The organism is Bacillus cereus group sp. Bce041 (assembly GCF_052646455.1).
The window spans coordinates 584,386-599,691 of sequence record NZ_JBQXON010000001.1 but is presented as its reverse complement, the minus strand read 5'-3'; the positions used below and the strand labels follow the sequence as shown (position 1 = coordinate 599,691).

Sequence of the window (15,306 nt, the reverse complement as noted above, 5' to 3'; positions counted from 1 at the left end):
TGTCTCCTTTCTAACATAACGCTGTATCTATCATAGCAAATAGCATATTACGATTTCCAGGAAGTTGGCTACCATTTTTTATCATAAGAGGTGAAAGGAGCGTTTCTTGGAAATTTTCTGTTTGAAGAAATTGACGAAATGTAAATTGTGAGTGTGGAACATCAATTCGTACTATACCATTCCAACATTCACATATCTTTTTTAATAATTGGATAGCATCTTCTTCTTGCTTGGCGATAAGTGGATTGATACATAATATATTGCCCTTTTGTATGCATAATGAAAAAGCTTCTATACAGTTATTTCTTTCAATTTTAAAAGAGTATACGGCCCTTGGTAATAGCAAAGAGTAAAGTAGAGAACGATTCATACCAGTTGCAATTTGATCCAGAGAAGTAAGAGATATAAGGTCTTCTTCTTGTACTTGTTGTAAGTGAGAAGGATACGTCTTAATAGTCTGCTTTTCAAAACGATGAATCGTTGTTGCTGTTTGAAATCCACATGATGTGTATAGAGGTTCGCCAGCTTTTGTCGCAATAAGTGCAATGGGTTGTTTTGGATGAATTTGTTCCAAGCAATGATTTAGCAACATGCGCCCTAATCCGCGTCCTTGAAAATTAGGGTGAACGATTAACATACCAATGGAAGCGAAGTTACTTGGAAAGGGAAATACTCCTCCAGTCGCAATGAGTTTGTTTTCATGAATGTAACCTACAAGTGTGCCGATAGAAAGATACATTTCGAATTGTTTTTTCATAAAAATTTCATCGTGTAACCATCCAACAGATTTGCAAAGATTAAGTAATTCAAAAATAAAAGACTCATTTAGCTTTACTATTTTCATAAAGGCTCACCGCATTTCTATTTATTTTCATAAAAATAGAGTCAAAATGTAAAAAAAGAGATTTACGTTAAATGAAATCCAACTTGTTTATATTTAAATTGTAAAGGGCGGGATGATTGATACAAAAAGACAAAGTTATACAAATTATAACTGATATTTACATAAGTTAACAAAAAATTTACATACAGCTAATTTTCTCTTAATAGTCTTCCATTAAATTTGATAGTGGGAAATGAATAACCTAATTAGGGGGACAAGACAGTGAAAAAGTTTGTGAAAAAAGCATGGCCATTTGCAGTTGTGGCATCATTAGCAGTTACTTCGGTAGCAACATGGAATTTTACTCGTTCTAGTGAGGTTAATGCAGATGAGAACGGAAGCAATGCAAAGATTAAAAATGTTATCGTATTAATTGGGGATGGTATGGGTCCTTCATATATGACGGCTCACCGTTATATGAAAGATAATCCAAAAACCTTTGAAATGGAATCTACAGAATTTGATAAGCATCTTGTAGGAACACAAAAAACATACCCAGAAGATGAACATGAAAATATTACAGACTCTGCATCGGCAGCAACAGCTATGTCAGCAGGGATTAAAACATATAATGCTGCAATTGCAGTTGATAATGATAAAGCGGAAGTGAAAACAGTTCTTGAGCAAGCGAAAGAAAAAGGGAAATCAACGGGACTCGTTGCAACTTCTGAAATTACACATGCAACACCAGCTGCTTTCGGTGCGCATGACATTAGCCGTAAAAATATGGACGCAATTGCAAATGATTATTTTGATGAGAAGATTAAAGGGAAGCATAAAGTAGATGTTATGCTTGGCGGCGGCGTAAAGAACTTTGTTAGAAAAGATCGTAATCTTACAGAAGAGTTTAAGAAATCTGGTTATAGCTATGTAACGGATCGAGATCAATTGTTAAATGATAAAAATGACCAAATTCTTGGTTTATTTGCACCAGGTGGATTAGATAAAATGATTGACCGTAATGAGAAAACACCTTCATTAGAAGAAATGACTAATGCAGCAATTGAGCGTTTGAACAAAAATAAAAATGGTTTTTTCTTAATGGTGGAAGGAAGTCAAATCGACTGGGCTGGACATGATAATGATATTGTTGGTGCAATGAGTGAAATGGAAGACTTCGAAAAAGCTTTCAAAGCAGCGATTGAGTTTGCGAAAAAAGATAAAAATACGTTAGTTGTTGCAACGGCAGATCACGCTACTGGTGGCTTATCTTTAGGTGCCAATGGCGAGTATAACTTTAAAGTAGAACCAATTAAAGCTGCAAAGCGCACACCAGACTTTATGGCAAATGAGATTGCAAAAGGTGCAAATGTAGAAGAAACATTGAAAAAGTATATTGATTTACAATTAACTCCAGAAGAAATTCAAGCTGTAAATGATATAGCTCCGTCAAAAGATGTAACAAAGATTGATAATGCAATTGAAGATATTTTCAATAAGCGCTCGGTTACAGGCTGGACAACGGGTGGACATACAGGGGAAGATGTGAACGTATATGCATTTGGTCCAGGTAAATACTTGTTCTCTGGCGTTCAAGAGAATACAAATATAGCGAAACGTGTCTTTGATATTGTTGGCGGTGGCGATCCGAATAAAGGAAGACGCTAATTAAGAGCGAAAGTGAGGCGAAATGCCTCACTTTTCTTTTTAGGAGTTGGGAATATGAAAAAGTTATTTAGGAAATTAAGATTCCTTCTAGTGTTTGTAGTACTACTAGTTGGATGTCAACAAGAAGAGAATAACGTAGAACAAAAATCTACTACTAAAAAAACTGAGGAAAAGGTACAAATAACAAAAGAAGAAGAGAGATCTATTCAAGATGTTATTCATACATTTGTGCGAACGACGAATGAAAAAAATCTTGCAGAACATATGGAGTTATTTTCAAAGAAGATGCCTAGTGCTGAAGACTTAAAAACACAAAAAGAAGCCGCATTTCAAAAGGGAAATAAGAAAATTGAATTGGAACATATAGATATGAAAGTTAGTAAAGTAGGGTATGTTATTGTTGAAACGAAAGAAAAGGAAGTAGACGACAGTATCACTCTTCAAAAGAAAGTACAGTATGCTCTTGGGAAAGAAGATGATAAATGGAAGATTGAAGAGGTTCGAACGATAGAGAAAAAATAAAGTGAAACTTTAATAAGTGTGGAGTCGTACTTCCCAAAAATGATAGAAAAAAGGTTCTCATTGGCGAGAACCTTTTTTTATAGTGGTAGCATAATTTGATTTGAACATGCCTCAATATCATCAATATCTTGACGAATTGTGGCCATTTTATTATCCAGATCTTCAGCTTTCATTGCTGCATCATGTAGTTCATCTTTTAAATACTCCGGTATTTTCCCTTCATATTTATAATAAAGTTTGTGTTCTAAACTTGCCCAAAAGTCCATTGCCAGTGTACGTAACTGAATTTCTGCAAATACATCTTTTGTACCAGAATTTAGTGATAAAGGGTATTTAATGATCATGTGTAAACTTTTATATCCGTTTCGTTTTGGGTTAGCGATATAATCTTTTACTTCTATGACTTCCATATCTTCGCGTTTTTGAATGACTTCTTTCAAATGATAGATATCTTCTACGAAGCAACATGTAATACGAATACCAATAATATCTTGTAAATGTGTTTGAGCATTTTCAACTGTTGGTAATAAGTTTTTGCGCTCTAGTTTTTTAATAATACTTTCAGGTTGTTTTAGTCTTGTTTTTATATGTTCAAACGGGTTGTAATCCTCTAGAAATTGAGCTTCCCGGTTCATAATTTCAAATTTAGTTTTTAACTCTTCTAAAGCAAATGTATATGGTAATACAAAAGCTTTCCAGTAGTTAACTGTTGATTGATTATATTCCATTTATATACACACCTTTTCCTATTTGCAAGTGAGGTCGTTATTATACTAAATACCAAATCATATAAGCGCAAGCAGCAAATGATGAGATCATAAAGCGATATTTAGTTTTCATACTTTCAACTCCTTTCGAGTAAGATTTTATATTAATAAACATGATTGTTAATAAGTTCACTATGTACAGTTTCTATAGTAATAGATTCGTGTGAATTTCGTATGAACTAATTGTTTCAGCTTTTTGTCTTTTTTGCTGTTAATCATAATTATTATTCGGATTTAAAGTGTTTTTATTTGATTTATCTATTTTTATAAATTAATGTATATTTAAATTTATAGTTATTGAGGAGGATATATGGTGAACTTTGAAGAATTAGCAATTGCTAGACGTTCTGCAATGAAATTTATACAAGGTATAGAAATCCCTGATGAGGATTTTAAAAAAATATTTGAGTTAACTAAGCTTTCTCCATCTTGCTATAATTTGCAGCACACACATTATGTTGTAATTCGTGATCAAGAGCGAAAAGAAAGATTAAAAGAATTAGCTTTCGGTCAATATAAAGTATCGAGTGCATCAGCGGTAGTGCTCGTTTGTGGTGATAAAAAAGCATACCAAAATGTTGAAAATATTTACTTCGGTATGAAAGTTTTAAAAATGATTGATGAATGTGAATATGAAGATACAATTAGGCAAACGAAAGGTTTATATGAAGGAAAAGGAGAGCGTTTCATGGAGGATGAAGCGATTAGAAATGCTTCGTTAAGCGCGATGACTTTTATGTACGCAGCTAAATATTATGGCTATGATACATGTCCAATGATTGGTTTCGATGAAAAAGCAGTACAAAGTGAATTAAATATGCCAGAGCATATAGTACCTGTTTTAATGATTACGATAGGAAAAAGTGATATGACTAAAACTCGCCCACGAGGATATCGAAAGCCGATTAGTGAATTTGTTACATACGAATCGTTTTAATAAAGTGAAACTTTAAATCAGTGGGGGTCTTACTGCCCGTTAATGCGGGACAAAATTTATTTAACTATAAAAAACAAGGGGATTCTAAATGGAATCTTCTTGTTTTTGCAATTGACAAATAGAATGAAGTTTTATAATATATAAATCGTAATCATTACGTTTTAGTTGCAATCTTTGAAAGAAAGGAGAATTAAATATGCGTGTAAATATTACATTAGCTTGTACGGAGTGCGGCGATCGTAATTACATTTCTAAAAAAAATAAACGAAACAATCCAGAACGCATCGAACTAAAAAAATATTGTCCACGATTAAAGCGAGTAACGTTACATCGTGAGACGAAGTAAAAGACTAGAGATATCTCTAGTCTTTTTTTTATAGTTCTTTGGTTTTGTTTGTTATAATTACCTTAAAATGTAATAAAGGGAGCGGTATGATGAATCAAAAAGATAAAGAAAGAAAAGAGCGAGTGGCTCATATTATTAACATTCCAGATGAATATAGTCTTGTTGTAGATGATCAAGAAGGGGTTGATGACCCGTATCATCTATTATGGTGGGAGCATAAAGAGGATCAGGAGAGAACGATACAAATTACATTGAATAGACATACTGGTAATTTAATTGAGTTTAGGATAGATGATGAAAATTCTTTTTCAAGTGGTAAGGAAGCGATAGAGGAGAAGAAGGCAAGGGAGATTGCAAATGCGTTCTTGAAAAAATATACAAAAGAAGGATATGAATTCTATACATATGTAACGGTTAAGGACGACAGGCGTGGTTGGAAAGAAGTAAATTATATGCAAGAAGTGAATAGCTATCCATTGCCGAATACAGGGTGCGTTGTGCGAGTGAACCCTTCAGGTAATGTTGTGCAATTTCATTACAATGGACAAAAAGCTATAGAGAAAAAACCGTTATGGACAAGTGAAATTGTTGAGGAGAATATCGTTTTAGAAAATTTGAAAGCTAGACAAGATATGAGACTTGTATTTATAGATTTAACATACTCTTCATGTGAGTATGAAAGCGGGGAAGAAGTAAAAGGGTACCATCTTGTATATGAACCAGAGCCTAGTCATGCGTTTATTGATGCAAGTACAGGTAAAGATTTATATGAGCCAGATCATTATAAATTGTCTTCGGCTGTAGCTGTTGGAAAATCGAGAAAAGGTAGCCAACAAGATGATGTATTCGAATTATTTGACTGGAATAAAGAAGGTTTTACAAAAGTAGATGAGACGGAAAATGATGATGAAATAAGGATGAAATTTGTTCCGAAAGAGGAATTACAAAAACAGAAAGAAGAAAAGAATCCATATTTAATGAATGAATTCTTTAACAAGCATTTACCGATGTTGAAATATAATAATTTAGTTAGCGTTACAATTGATAAATTAACCAATGAATTAACTGGTTTTATAAAACTGACAGATGATAAAGAAGTAAAGCAAATACTGTCTAGAGAGGAATGTTTACAAAAAGCACTTCAATTTTTAGAACGAGTTATTCCAGATATCAAACAATATCTGCGTCTTTGGGAGGAACGTGAAGCAGAAGAAGATGGGATTGAAAGATTTATCTTTTCTGTATATATAAATGATATTCCGGCAGAGTATAACCAATTTATGATCAACATCAATGCAGAAAATGGTGCTGTTATGCACTACTCGGGGGAGTCTAGCAACTTTATAAAAAAATTACTTACATATGAAACAACACCAAAAGTAACAAAAGAAAAAGCGTTAGAAATATACAGAGCGGCTATCCGAGTTAAATTAGAATGGTTTGTAGATCATGATGCAGAGGAAACGAAATACAAACTACTGTACAAACAAACGACAGATGAAAAATATAAAGAACCTTTTGATTGTAGTCGGGAAATTCGTTATATTGATGCCCAAACTGGGAGAAAGATTTGGAGTAAGTAAAATAAAAAGAGTTATTTTTCAAAGAAAATAACTCTTTTTATTTTTATAATTTGCCTGTTCGCTTTTCAAAAGTAAATGTGATAGGAAGATTGGAATGAGAACTATCACTTTTAAATATTACTTTCCATTCTTTAGTATGGGCTTTAATTTCAAAATTAAGAAGATTTATCGCTCTACGTTTATCTATTTCTAAAAACATATTATGAATTTCTGGTTCTTGCTGTAAATTAAGAGCCTTTAGTGTGACTGTAAATGTGAAAAAATTCTGCCCTTCATATACTATTTTTGATATTTTTGTTTTTTGTGTATTTAACAGCACATAAAAACGGTCTGATGGAGTTAATTGTACAGAGTCATCAGTAATTTCATTCTCGCTATTATGAAGTTCAACTAAGAAAGATGTACTATGGGAAGAATCTTTTTTGCTTGTAATCTGTAATTCAGTAGGAATCATCGGTATTTCATAAAAGTCATTCCTTATTATGTTATTGTAATCCTCTGAAAATTTACGGACTTCTTTTGGAAAAGAGTCTTCTTGTGTACTTAAAAAAGTTTTATGTTGCTTTGGAATTTTTTTACTAAAATTTAATGTTTCTTTAAAGTAATAATTGGATCCAGTTAAAAATAAAAAACTACAAATTAATAAAAAAATTCGATACAGATTTTGAAAATGAAAGAACAATAGTATACATGTAATAATTCCAATTACATAGAAAATAAAGATAAGTAGTTCTAGTTTTGAGTGAAACGAGAAACCATAGTTATGAAAAAATTTTATTCCAGTTATAATTTGAGCTCCAAAAAATAAAGAAATTCCAAATTGAAAAAATAATAAATCAGGCCCTCTTTTAATAACAAAAGTAATGAACGAAATGAAAAGTAAAAATACTCCTAAATAAATTGTTACATTTAATAATCGTTCTAATGTAATCATGAATAATGTCCCCTTTAATAGCATATTCATATATAAATAACAATTTTATATAATTATAATATAACAATAAATTATTTTAAATGTTGGAAGTGTTGAGTTTTATAAATAAACTGTACAGACACAAACAACCTCACGCCCACATACACATAATAAAGACCACTATTTTGGCGGAGGTGAAAGGTTTGAGTCTATTCGCCGCAATTGGATATATGGTTCGAGAAGTGTTTGTCTTTGTTTCTTATGTGAAGAATAATGCGTTCCCGCAGCCGTTATCATCAGATGATGAGAGAAAGTACTTAGAGTTAATGGAGCAAGGTGATGCTCAAGCGAGAAATCTTTTAATTGAACATAATTTACGGCTTGTAGCTCATATCGTTAAAAAATTTGAGAACACAGGAGAAGATGCAGAAGATTTAATTTCAATTGGTACGATCGGGCTCATTAAAGCGATCGAGAGCTATTCTGCTGGAAAGGGAACGAAGCTTGCGACGTATGCAGCACGCTGTATTGAAAATGAAATTTTGATGCATTTACGTGTACTAAAGAAAACGAAAAAAGATGTTTCACTTCATGATCCGATCGGGCAAGATAAAGAGGGCAATGAAATATCGCTTATTGATATATTAAAATCAGAGTCTGAAGATGTAATTGATATGATTCAGCTTAGTATGGAGTTAGAAAAAATTAAAGAGTATATCGATATTTTAGACGAAAGAGAAAAAGAAGTGATTGTGAAACGTTTTGGACTTGGGCTAGATAAGGAGAAAACACAGCGGGAAATCGCTAAGGCGCTTGGTATTTCTAGAAGCTACGTATCACGGATTGAAAAGCGTGCTTTAATGAAAATGTTCCACGAGTTTGTAAGGGCAGAGAAAGAGAAAAAAGGGAAAGAGTAAAGTGTATTAGAAGCAGCCATATTTAAAATGGGCTGCTTTTCTTATTGTAAATAAGAAAAGAAAACGCGTTATGCTAAGAAGAAATACATGTTCACTGTTGAAAATGACGGATTCTATCTGTAATATTAGAAGGTGCTAAATAATTTAAGAATAATACCATACTTAGTTTTCTGTATGTATAATAAGGCTGCTTTATATGATATGTGGGAATAAGAACCAATTTTACATATGATATAGAAAGAAAAGAAGGGAAAACTAAAGTTATAGACTGATTAGGGGGTTTCGCAATTTGCGACGTACATTATATCGACTTATGATAGAACTTACAAATGGTCGCTTTACTTCTTATATATTACGTAAATTTGCACAATCTCGTTTGAGCTCTATTATTATTCCATCGTATGCGAAAGTTTTTCAAATTAATCAAGATGAGATGGAAAAGGGTTTGAAGGAATATAGAACATTGCATGAATTATTTACGCGTAAGCTAAAAGAAGGAAAGCGTAGTATTGATACAGATGCATCGAGTATCGTTAGTCCTGTTGATGGTGTTTTTGCAGATCAAGGTCCTATTGAGGATACAAAAACATTTGATATTAAAGGAAAGCGCTATTCAATTGTGGATATGCTAGGTAATGAAGAACGTGCAACGCGATATGCAGGCGGTACATATATGGTAATTTATTTGAGTCCAAGTCATTATCATCGCATTCATAGTCCGCTTTCTGGTTCTGTGACTGAAAGATTTGTACTCGGTAGAAAATCATATCCGGTAAATGCAGCTGGTATGGAATACGGGAAAGAACCACTGTCAAAAAATTATCGTTCTGTTACAGAAGTAAGCAGTGATGGCGAGCATATGGCTCTTGTAAAAGTAGGTGCCATGTTTGTTAATAGTATTGAGCTTTTGCATGAGAGAGACACTGTTCAAAAAGGTGAAGAAATGGCATACTTTACATTTGGTTCAACAGTTGTGTTATTGTTTGAAAAAGATATGATAGAAGTAGTGCAGGAATTAAAGAGTGGACAAGAGCTTCGTCTTGGTCAAAAAATAGCTACTCGCTTAGCTCATAAATAAAGAAAAGCTTTTATAACCGTAAGTAAGAGTTATGGGCAAAGATACTTAATGATGAAATCCCCTAGATGGGAGTACTTGTTTATTCGAGAGCCATCGTAGGATGGCTCTTTTTACAGGGCATCCAATAAATTATCCTTTAACTGTTTAATTGGTAAGGGCTGATTAAACTTTCACTTTATATGTAATCAAGATGATTTGACAAGCTTGTCCTCTAATGAGCGTCTAATGATTTCTTGTTTTATAAGTAAAATGAAGTCGGGATTTAATTTTAGTTCTTTTGCTTTATAATAAGACTCAGTGAGTAACTCAGTGGATAACTGTTCCATATGTTTTGTTTTCAAGGTGAGTCACCTCCTAATAATATAAGGATTGATTCGTTGATGCATTTAATGTACCAAAAAAATATGACAGTCACAAACGAGTGGTTATCCACATACCTAGGTGGATAAAGTGTGTATAGTTTGTTAGTAAATTCCAAATTAACTGAAAAATTAATGTGGAAAATGTGTACAATTTTATCCACAGGTTATATATCGAAAAATGTTGTCGAAAAATTTTATGAAAAATCCTCAAAGAGGTGAAAGAAATTGAAACTATTTTTACCAAATGAATATGTGAAAAATGTATATCATGTTCAACCAGAAGATTTAAAAAAACGTGGGATTAAAGGCGTTATTACTGACTTAGATAACACTTTAATTGAATGGGATCGTCCCAATGCAACACCGCAACTTGAAAAATGGTTCTTGGAAATGAAAGAGCAAGGCATTCAAATAACGGTCGTTTCAAATAATAATGAGCAACGTGTAAAAGATTTTGCTGATCCATTAGGTATTCCATTTATTCATAGTGCACGTAAACCATTTGTTCGCGCATTTAAGCGTGCGATACAAGAGATGCGTTTGCAGCCAGATGAAGTTGTAGTAATTGGAGATCAGTTACTGACGGACGTGCTTGGTGGCAACCGAGTAGGCCTTCATACAATTTTAGTTGTACCGGTAGCACAAACGGACGGATTAGTAACGCGCTTTAATCGAAAAATTGAACGAAGAATTATGAAAAATATGAAGAAAAAAGGTTTAATTAACTGGGAGGAATAAAGTTTGACTGAAACAATTAAATGTATTGGTTGCGGTGTAGAAATTCAAACAGAAAATAAAAACGAAGTGGGGTATGCTCCTGCCTCATCTTTAGAGAAAGAACAAGTTATTTGTCAACGTTGTTTTCGCTTGAAGCATTACAATGAAATTCAAGATGTATCGTTAACAGATGATGACTTCCTACGCATTTTAAATGGAATTGGAAAATCAGATGCATTAGTAGTCAAAATTGTAGATATTTTTGATTTTAATGGTAGCTGGTTACCTGGCTTACATCGTTTCGTAGGGAATAATAAAGTATTACTTGTTGGAAATAAAGCTGATTTAATTCCAAAGTCAGTAAAACATGATAAAGTAAAACATTGGATGCGCTATAGTGCAAAGCAGCTAGGATTAAAACCAGAAGATGTCTTTTTAATTAGTGCAGCGAAGGGACAAGGAATCGCTGAACTAGCAGATGCTATTGAGTATTATCGCGGCGGCAAAGATGTTTATGTTGTTGGATGTACGAATGTAGGGAAATCGACATTTATTAATCGTATGATTAAAGAATTTAGTGATGAGACTGAAAATGTAATTACAACATCTCATTTCCCAGGAACAACACTTGATTTAATTGATATTCCATTGGACGAAGAGTCTTCTTTATATGATACGCCAGGTATTATTAACCACCACCAAATGGCTCATTATGTTGGAAAGCAAAGCTTAAAGCTTATTACACCAACAAAAGAAATTAAGCCGATGGTATTCCAATTAAATGAAGAACAAACGTTATTCTTTAGTGGATTGGCACGTTTTGATTATGTAAGTGGTGGTCGTCGTGCATTTACTTGTCACTTCTCGAATCGCTTAACAATCCATCGTACAAAGCTTGAGAAAGCAGATGAATTATATAAAAATCATGCCGGGGATTTACTAAGCCCACCAACGCCAGAAGAATTAGCAAATATGCCTGAGCTAGTGAAATACGAATTTAATATTCGTGAACCTAAAACGGATGTTGTATTCTCTGGATTAGGATGGGTTACTGTGAACGAACCAGGAGCAAAAATTGTTGCACACGTACCAAAAGGAGTAAGTGTTTCACTACGTAAATCTTTAATTTAATATGGAGAGGGATTTATGAAACAATTATATGGTGTAATCGGAAATCCAATTGGACATTCATTATCACCCGTTATGCATAACGATGCATTTGAACACTTGAATATGGATGCCCATTATCATGCGTTCCTTGTTGAAGAGGAATTGCTAGGGGAAGCAGTAAGAGGTTTAAAAGCATTAGGTATTTCAGGATTTAATGTAACAACTCCGCACAAGGTTGCTATTATGGAGTATTTGGATGAGATTGACCCATTGGCAAGGAAAATCGGTGCAGTAAATACAGTGGTTCATAAGGATGGAAGATTAATTGGCTATAACACAGACGGGATTGGTTTTGTTCGAGCGCTGCAGTCAATTAGTAATGAACCACTTCAAGGGAAACGTATTTTGTTACTTGGTTCAGGTGGTGCTAGCCGAGCTATTTATTTTTCTCTTGCTGATGTAGGTGTAAAAGAGATTGATGTAGCCAATCGTACAGTAGATAAGGCAAAGGAACTTATTGCTGCACGTACGGCCGATGTTAATTCTGTTGCTTTGTCGTTAGAAAAAGCGACAGAAGAACAAGGAAATTATGATATTATCATTCAGACGACAACGATAGGTATGCATCCACACGTAGAACATACGCCATTACAAATTTGTTCGTTAAAAAAAGGAATGATTGTATCAGATATAATTTATAATCCATTTGAAACGAAAATTTTATGTGAGGCAAAAGAGCAAGGTGCAATCATTCAAAATGGTATTGATATGTTTGTTTATCAAGGAGCACTTGCATTTGAAATGTGGACAGGACGCACGCCAAATATCGAGAGAATGAAACAATTAGTTATAGAAAAGCTTGGAGGCTAACATATATGTTAACAGGAAAACAAAAAAGATTTTTACGTGCACAAGCACATCATTTAACACCAATTTTTCAAGTAGGAAAAGGCGGAGTAAATGAAAATATGATTAAACAAATCGCAGATACTTTAGAAGCTCGTGAGTTATTTAAAGTAAGTGTATTACAAAACTGTGAATTTGATCGCCGTGAGGTTGCGGAAGAACTTGCAAAAGGTGCACGTGCTGAAATCGTTCAAGTAATTGGAAGCACAATCGTTTTATACAAAGAATCAAGAGAAAATAAACAAATTAAGCTTCCTCGATAAAAAGACTAGCATGCGCTATTTTTATCGTTTATGCGTAATGATGTAGAGAGCGAAACCAATTGAACTTTTATTAATAGCAACTCTCTTCATTCCTAACAGAGGAGAGTTGCTGTATGTAAAAGGAAGGGGCGTTTCTTTTGAGAAAAATTGGCATCATTGGCGGTACATTTGATCCGCCTCACTATGGACATTTGCTAATTGCAAATGAAGTATATCACGCTTTGAACTTGGAAGAAGTATGGTTCTTGCCAAACCAGATTCCGCCACATAAACAAGGGCGGAATATTACAAGTGTAGAAAGTCGTTTACATATGTTAGAGCTCGCGACTGAGGCAGAAGAGCACTTTTCTATTTGTTTAGAAGAGCTAAGTAGGAAGGGCCCATCTTATACGTATGACACTATGTTACAATTGACGAAGAAGTATCCGGATGTGCAGTTTCACTTTATTATTGGTGGGGATATGGTTGAGTATTTACCGAAGTGGTATAACATTGAAGCTTTATTTAATCTTGTAACGTTTGTTGGAGTTGCAAGACCTGGGTATACATTGCATACACCATATAAGATTACTACAGTGGAAATTCCGGAATTTGCAGTTTCTTCATCCTTATTACGTGAGAGATATAAGGAGAAGAAAACGTGTAAATATTTACTTCCCGAAAAAGTACAGGTATATATCGAGAGGAATGGGTTGTATGAATCGTGAGAATGCACTGCATATTGTCAAACAACAAATGCATGAAAAACGTTATATACACACAATTGGTGTAATGGAGACAGCGATTGAGCTTGCTAAGTTATACGGTGTGGACGAAAAAAAAGCAGAGATGGCAGCTATATTCCATGATTATGCGAAATGTAGAGCAATTTCAGAGATGGAAGAGATTATTAAACGTGAAGATTTGCCGAAAGATTTACTTTGCTATAACAAAGAGTTATGGCATGCACCTGTTGGGGCATACTTAGTAGAAAAAGAAGTAGGCATTACGGATTCTGAAATTTTGCAAGCTATTACATATCATACAAGTGGTCATGAGAATATGACGATGTTAGATAAAGTGATTTATGTAGCTGATTACATTGAACCTGGGCGAAAGTTTCCAGGAGTGGAAGAGGCTCGTAAACTCGTATATACGGATATAAATCAAGCTTTATTATTTGCGTTAAAGAGAACAATTCAATTTTTAATGGAAAAAGATCAGACGATTTATCCATTAACATTCCAAACATACAATGCAGTTATCAAGGAGGAAATGAGTAAATGAACGATAAAGATTTATTAGTATTAGCGGCAAAAGCAGCTGATGATAAGAGAGCAGAAGATATGGTTGTCCTAAATATGCAAGGTATTTCACCAATTGCAGATTATTTCATTATTTGTCACGGGAATTCAGACAAACAAGTGCAAGCAATTGCACGTGAAATTAAATCAAAAGCACATGAGTTCCAAATCGACGTACAACGTATGGAAGGGTTTGACGAAGCACGTTGGGTATTAGTTGATCTTGGAGATGTAGTTGCTCATGTATTCCATAAAGATGAGCGTAATCACTATAATTTAGAGCGTCTATGGGGCGATGTGCCACGTGAAGATATTACAGAAGAGTTAGGCCAATGAAATACGAACAATTTGCATTGTTGTACGACGAACTAATGAATGATGTCCCTTATGATAAATGGGTGGAATTTACAGAGGAAAGTTTACAGCAGGCAGATATGAAAGAGGCAAAAATTCTTGATGTAGCATGCGGTACAGGTAATGTAACCCTGCCGCTTGTGCAAAAGGGTTACGATTTAATAGGTGTCGATCTTTCAGAAGAAATGTTAACAGTCGCTCAGCAAAAACTAGGAGGAGAGGGATACTTTATTCCTTTTTATCAACAAGACATGCGAGAGCTTGATGTTCCAGGTGAGTTTGATTGTGTAACCATCTTTTGTGATTCATTAAATTATGTATTGCAAGAAGATGGAGTACAAGAAACATTTAGAAGAGTATTTCATCATTTACGTCAAGATGGTTTGTTTTTATTTGATGTACATTCTTTATATAAAATACATCATGTATTTCAAAATGAAACGTATACAGTGAATGGAGAAGAAATATCTCTTATTTGGAATTGCTTCCCTGGTGAAGAATCAAATAGTGTAGAGCATGATTTAACATTCTTTGTTCAAGATCCGGAAGAAGATGTGTACCATCGGTTTGACGAATGTCACGTGCAACGTGCATATCAAGTGGAAGAGTTAACGAAATGGCTTGAAGAAGCAGGTTTTATAGTGCTTCGTGTAACAGGTGATTTTGAGCGACTTGAAGTTACAGAACAAACAGAGCGTATTTTCTTCATGGCGAAGAAAAACGGATAAAACAAAAGCAACCGAGAAGGTTGCTTTTG

The 15,306-nt window shown here is 34.0% G+C and carries 19 protein-coding genes; 15 read left to right on the top strand and 4 right to left on the bottom strand.

Features of this window, described 5'->3' with window-relative positions:
- Positions 1-10: 10 nt before the first annotated feature.
- Positions 11-844: a GNAT family N-acetyltransferase gene (locus tag ACUN13_RS03160; protein WP_000706687.1), complete on the bottom strand. Its 834-nt coding sequence runs from the start codon at positions 842-844 to the stop codon at positions 11-13.
- A 261-nt stretch (positions 845-1,105) separates the two neighbouring features.
- Between ACUN13_RS03160 and ACUN13_RS03155 the strand changes: the two genes are divergently transcribed.
- Positions 1,106-2,491 carry an alkaline phosphatase gene (locus ACUN13_RS03155; protein ID WP_000714913.1) on the top strand — a complete coding sequence of 462 codons (1,386 nt, stop codon included), beginning with the start codon at positions 1,106-1,108 and terminating at the stop codon, positions 2,489-2,491.
- A 54-nt stretch (positions 2,492-2,545) separates the two neighbouring features.
- Positions 2,546-3,013, top strand: a complete 468-nt coding sequence (locus tag ACUN13_RS03150; protein ID WP_000732795.1) for a hypothetical protein — start codon at positions 2,546-2,548, stop codon at positions 3,011-3,013.
- Between the two features lie 77 nt (positions 3,014-3,090).
- On the opposite strand, the gene ACUN13_RS03145 is transcribed toward ACUN13_RS03150, so the two are convergent.
- Positions 3,091-3,741 carry a GTP pyrophosphokinase gene (locus ACUN13_RS03145; protein ID WP_000456219.1) on the bottom strand — a complete coding sequence of 217 codons (651 nt, stop codon included), beginning with the start codon at positions 3,739-3,741 and terminating at the stop codon, positions 3,091-3,093.
- 349 nt (positions 3,742-4,090) lie between these two features.
- On the opposite strand from ACUN13_RS03145, the gene ACUN13_RS03140 reads away from it, so the two are divergent.
- The 3 genes from ACUN13_RS03140 to ACUN13_RS03130 all read left to right on the top strand — a co-directional run bounded on the left by ACUN13_RS03140 (position 4,091) and on the right by ACUN13_RS03130 (position 6,646).
- Entirely contained in the window at positions 4,091-4,717 is a 627-nt protein-coding gene (locus tag ACUN13_RS03140; RefSeq protein WP_025686879.1) for a nitroreductase family protein, read from the top strand.
- Positions 4,718-4,913: 196 nt separating this feature from the next.
- Entirely contained in the window at positions 4,914-5,063 is a 150-nt protein-coding gene (gene rpmG, locus ACUN13_RS03135) for a 50S ribosomal protein L33 (RefSeq protein WP_001265617.1), read from the top strand.
- Between the two features lie 89 nt (positions 5,064-5,152).
- Positions 5,153-6,646: a YcdB/YcdC domain-containing protein gene (locus ACUN13_RS03130; RefSeq protein WP_445423659.1), complete on the top strand. Its 1,494-nt coding sequence runs from the start codon at positions 5,153-5,155 to the stop codon at positions 6,644-6,646.
- Positions 6,647-6,689: 43 nt separating this feature from the next.
- Here ACUN13_RS03130 and ACUN13_RS03125 read toward each other — a convergent pair whose 3' ends face one another.
- Complete coding sequence (locus ACUN13_RS03125; RefSeq protein WP_002198192.1) at positions 6,690-7,610, bottom strand: hypothetical protein; 921 nt, start codon at positions 7,608-7,610, stop codon at positions 6,690-6,692.
- Positions 7,611-7,762: 152 nt separating this feature from the next.
- On the opposite strand from ACUN13_RS03125, the gene sigK reads away from it, so the two are divergent.
- Positions 7,763-8,476 carry an RNA polymerase sporulation sigma factor SigK gene (gene sigK / locus ACUN13_RS03120; RefSeq protein WP_071739171.1) on the top strand — a complete coding sequence of 238 codons (714 nt, stop codon included), beginning with the start codon at positions 7,763-7,765 and terminating at the stop codon, positions 8,474-8,476.
- 289 nt (positions 8,477-8,765) lie between these two features.
- Complete coding sequence (locus ACUN13_RS03115; RefSeq protein ID WP_001255003.1) at positions 8,766-9,554, top strand: phosphatidylserine decarboxylase; 789 nt, start codon at positions 8,766-8,768, stop codon at positions 9,552-9,554.
- A gap of 185 nt (positions 9,555-9,739) precedes the next feature.
- On the opposite strand, the gene ACUN13_RS03110 is transcribed toward ACUN13_RS03115, so the two are convergent.
- Positions 9,740-9,895: a sporulation histidine kinase inhibitor Sda gene (locus tag ACUN13_RS03110; RefSeq protein WP_000850094.1), complete on the bottom strand. Its 156-nt coding sequence runs from the start codon at positions 9,893-9,895 to the stop codon at positions 9,740-9,742.
- A 246-nt stretch (positions 9,896-10,141) separates the two neighbouring features.
- Between ACUN13_RS03110 and ACUN13_RS03105 the strand changes: the two genes are divergently transcribed.
- The 8 genes from ACUN13_RS03105 to ACUN13_RS03070 all read left to right on the top strand — a co-directional run bounded on the left by ACUN13_RS03105 (position 10,142) and on the right by ACUN13_RS03070 (position 15,277).
- On the top strand, positions 10,142-10,654 hold the full coding sequence (locus ACUN13_RS03105) for a YqeG family HAD IIIA-type phosphatase (RefSeq protein ID WP_445423658.1): 513 nt from the start codon (positions 10,142-10,144) through the stop codon (positions 10,652-10,654).
- Positions 10,655-10,657: 3 nt separating this feature from the next.
- Complete coding sequence (gene yqeH, locus ACUN13_RS03100; protein ID WP_000140799.1) at positions 10,658-11,764, top strand: ribosome biogenesis GTPase YqeH; 1,107 nt, start codon at positions 10,658-10,660, stop codon at positions 11,762-11,764.
- A 15-nt stretch (positions 11,765-11,779) separates the two neighbouring features.
- On the top strand, positions 11,780-12,613 hold the full coding sequence (gene aroE / locus ACUN13_RS03095; RefSeq protein ID WP_000812075.1) for a shikimate dehydrogenase: 834 nt from the start codon (positions 11,780-11,782) through the stop codon (positions 12,611-12,613).
- Positions 12,614-12,618: 5 nt separating this feature from the next.
- Entirely contained in the window at positions 12,619-12,912 is a 294-nt protein-coding gene (gene yhbY / locus ACUN13_RS03090) for a ribosome assembly RNA-binding protein YhbY (RefSeq protein WP_000955224.1), read from the top strand.
- Positions 12,913-13,049: 137 nt separating this feature from the next.
- Entirely contained in the window at positions 13,050-13,619 is a 570-nt protein-coding gene (nadD, locus tag ACUN13_RS03085) for a nicotinate-nucleotide adenylyltransferase (RefSeq protein WP_001226046.1), read from the top strand.
- Positions 13,609-14,178, top strand: a complete 570-nt coding sequence (yqeK, locus tag ACUN13_RS03080; RefSeq protein ID WP_445423657.1) for a bis(5'-nucleosyl)-tetraphosphatase (symmetrical) YqeK — start codon at positions 13,609-13,611, stop codon at positions 14,176-14,178. The genes nadD and yqeK overlap by 11 nt, the downstream gene beginning before the upstream one ends.
- Positions 14,175-14,531, top strand: a complete 357-nt coding sequence (gene rsfS / locus ACUN13_RS03075; RefSeq protein ID WP_000998173.1) for a ribosome silencing factor — start codon at positions 14,175-14,177, stop codon at positions 14,529-14,531. Before yqeK ends, rsfS begins: the two co-directional genes overlap by 4 nt.
- On the top strand, positions 14,528-15,277 hold the full coding sequence (locus ACUN13_RS03070; RefSeq protein ID WP_151639831.1) for a class I SAM-dependent DNA methyltransferase: 750 nt from the start codon (positions 14,528-14,530) through the stop codon (positions 15,275-15,277). Before rsfS ends, ACUN13_RS03070 begins: the two co-directional genes overlap by 4 nt.
- Positions 15,278-15,306 lie beyond the last annotated feature (29 nt).

What these genes read in the sequence shown, in the direction of transcription:
- ACUN13_RS03160 (WP_000706687.1), bottom strand. Translation starts at nt 844, where the DNA reads ATGAAAATAGTAAAGCTAAATGAGTCTTTTATTTTTGAATTACTTAAT.
- ACUN13_RS03150 (WP_000732795.1), top strand. Translation starts at nt 2,546, where the DNA reads ATGAAAAAGTTATTTAGGAAATTAAGATTCCTTCTAGTGTTTGTAGTA.
- ACUN13_RS03145 (WP_000456219.1), bottom strand. Translation starts at nt 3,741, where the DNA reads ATGGAATATAATCAATCAACAGTTAACTACTGGAAAGCTTTTGTATTA.
- ACUN13_RS03140 (WP_025686879.1), top strand. Translation starts at nt 4,091, where the DNA reads ATGGTGAACTTTGAAGAATTAGCAATTGCTAGACGTTCTGCAATGAAA.
- rpmG (WP_001265617.1), top strand. Translation starts at nt 4,914, where the DNA reads ATGCGTGTAAATATTACATTAGCTTGTACGGAGTGCGGCGATCGTAAT.
- ACUN13_RS03130 (WP_445423659.1), top strand. Translation starts at nt 5,153, where the DNA reads ATGAATCAAAAAGATAAAGAAAGAAAAGAGCGAGTGGCTCATATTATT.
- ACUN13_RS03125 (WP_002198192.1), bottom strand. Translation starts at nt 7,610, where the DNA reads ATGAATATGCTATTAAAGGGGACATTATTCATGATTACATTAGAACGA.
- aroE (WP_000812075.1), top strand. Translation starts at nt 11,780, where the DNA reads ATGAAACAATTATATGGTGTAATCGGAAATCCAATTGGACATTCATTA.
- yhbY (WP_000955224.1), top strand. Translation starts at nt 12,619, where the DNA reads ATGTTAACAGGAAAACAAAAAAGATTTTTACGTGCACAAGCACATCAT.
- yqeK (WP_445423657.1), top strand. Translation starts at nt 13,609, where the DNA reads ATGAATCGTGAGAATGCACTGCATATTGTCAAACAACAAATGCATGAA.
- rsfS (WP_000998173.1), top strand. Translation starts at nt 14,175, where the DNA reads ATGAACGATAAAGATTTATTAGTATTAGCGGCAAAAGCAGCTGATGAT.
- ACUN13_RS03070 (WP_151639831.1), top strand. Translation starts at nt 14,528, where the DNA reads ATGAAATACGAACAATTTGCATTGTTGTACGACGAACTAATGAATGAT.